The sequence below is a fragment of the Gilliamella bombi genome (genome assembly GCF_900103255.1).
Classification (GTDB): Bacteria; Pseudomonadota; Gammaproteobacteria; order Enterobacterales; family Orbaceae; genus Gilliamella; species Gilliamella bombi.
In genome coordinates this window covers 1-1811 of record NZ_FMWS01000119.1, presented here as the reverse complement: position 1 = coordinate 1811, position 1811 = coordinate 1, and the positions used below count along the sequence as shown (strand labels likewise).

Sequence of the window (1811 nt, the reverse complement as noted above, 5' to 3'; positions counted from 1 at the left end):
CGGAAGCGACATTTAAAACAATTAAAACGGAATTTGTAAAAGGCCAACGTTTCAACTCAACGGCTGAGTTACAACGCGCTTTTTCGGCTTATGCTTATTGGTATAATCATAAACGATTACATTCTTCGTTAGGCTACTTGCCTCCCGTTGAATTTAAAAAACACTTACCCCTTAATTTTTTTGTTTGAAAATGTGTTGCCATTCCAATCATCTAGTTTTTTATTCGCTTCATCGACGCTTTGCACATCAATCTTAAGCTTTAGCGATGTGATTTCTTCTGCCATAATTTTCTCCAGACATAAAAAAAGCCCGCAATAGCGAGCTTTAGGTTTTCAATGAATTAGTATTATTATGTTAAATCTTCAATATAAATTATTTCTTTTTCTCTTTTTTTATTTTTATGGAGGGAAACAAGCCTCTAATTAAACTCAAGAACGCTGCAAATATATTTAATGTTGTCGCACTTGTAGTTGCAATTAAAACCTGATCTGAAAAAATCTCAAACCCTCCGTTTTCATGCCTAGTTAAGAATTTAACAACCCCATAAACAAAAAGTAATATAGCCCATCCCCACAGTGATTTTTTTACTACTTTAAATGCCTTGAATAAATATTTGTCTCGTAATTCTCTATTAGCTTTTATATCTTCAATTTCTTCATGCAGTTTATTCCGTACTACCGATTGATCTCTACCTTGGTCTTCCTTGGGCTGAGGGGCAAAATCACTTGTAAACTTATCCTTAAGTTCATTCATTTTTTCCTTTGTCGGTTTAGGGACTACTATCTCAATAGAATGCATATTTTTCATCTAAATCCCTAGATAAAACAAGCTAACATATCTTCTTTGGTGATAACTGTCCCTTGCTCACCTTTAGACCATGAAGAATTGTCTAGATGCGTTATAGCAGATAATTCAATAGCATCTAAATAACCAAATTTATCTAAAATTAAATCTAAAAAACCCCATGCTCTAGAATCATCATTTGCCATCATATAAACAACAGCCTCATTATTTTTAGATAATTGTCTTATATAGCTATCAATATGCATGCTTCCATAGTTTTTTAACTCATAATAAATAGATGGAATAACAAGACCGAATTTCCAACGAGAAAAGTTATCATTAATCAAAAGTTCTTCAAAATTCTTTAAATACCAGAATTGTGTAAAATACATTAATTTTTGTAATTTCATAGGGCTCAAATCACGAATCCCTCTTTCGTTGGCTAATTTAATAATAGAATTAGCGACTGAAACAGCTGAATAAGCCATACATCCCTCCCTATGAACAATGTCTTTTAGATAAAGTATATCGCAAAACAGCTAATATAATTAACCATGTTGATAGAAAACCCGCCACAATATACACCATATATAATTCATATAACGAATTATGTACATTTTCATTAATATTAAAAATTACAAGATAAGAAACAGTAAGACTAATAATTAAAGCAACTAATAATGACATAAAAACAGCGATGCCCTTAATTGTTATTTTATCACACCAGAGGAATCGTTGTTTTCCTTCTTGACTACACATTCACAATCACCTGTTTATTTGCACAGAGCAACTACACCGAAGAACACTAACATTCATTAAAAGTTTCACATAAAAAACTGATAACAAATGAGAGCTCAACCTTAAGTTGACTATAAATATCATAAGGTATGATGGAGAATAAAACTTATAACAAATTTAAAGAAGTCATATAACTTTTTACGAAATTGGCATACATTAAAATTTTATCTAAAATTGTGTTAAGTTCATTTTTATTATTAAAATATATCACAACACCTCCCACCAATAAC

4 protein-coding genes are annotated in these 1811 nt (G+C 30.9%); 1 reads left to right on the top strand and 3 read right to left on the bottom strand.

Annotation, left to right across the window (positions count from 1 at the left end):
• Positions 1–188, top strand: a 188-nt coding sequence (locus tag B9N71_RS12600; protein ID WP_143421972.1) for an IS3 family transposase, incomplete at its 5' end; no start/stop codon positions are given.
• A gap of 184 nt (positions 189–372) precedes the next feature.
• Here B9N71_RS12600 and B9N71_RS12595 read toward each other — a convergent pair.
• Genes B9N71_RS12595 through B9N71_RS12585 form a run of 3 tightly spaced genes read right to left on the bottom strand, consistent with a single transcriptional unit; the run spans position 373 to position 1542 of the window.
• Complete coding sequence (locus tag B9N71_RS12595) at positions 373–807, bottom strand: hypothetical protein (protein WP_085166146.1); 435 nt, start codon at positions 805–807, stop codon at positions 373–375.
• 8 nt (positions 808–815) lie between these two features.
• On the bottom strand, positions 816–1271 hold the full coding sequence (locus tag B9N71_RS12590; RefSeq protein WP_085166145.1) for a Panacea domain-containing protein: 456 nt from the start codon (positions 1269–1271) through the stop codon (positions 816–818).
• Between the two features lie 10 nt (positions 1272–1281).
• The gene (locus tag B9N71_RS12585) at positions 1282–1542 is read right to left on the bottom strand and encodes a hypothetical protein (protein WP_085166144.1); all 261 of its coding nucleotides are present in this window, start codon (positions 1540–1542) and stop codon (positions 1282–1284) included.
• Positions 1543–1811: the final 269 nt, after the last annotated feature.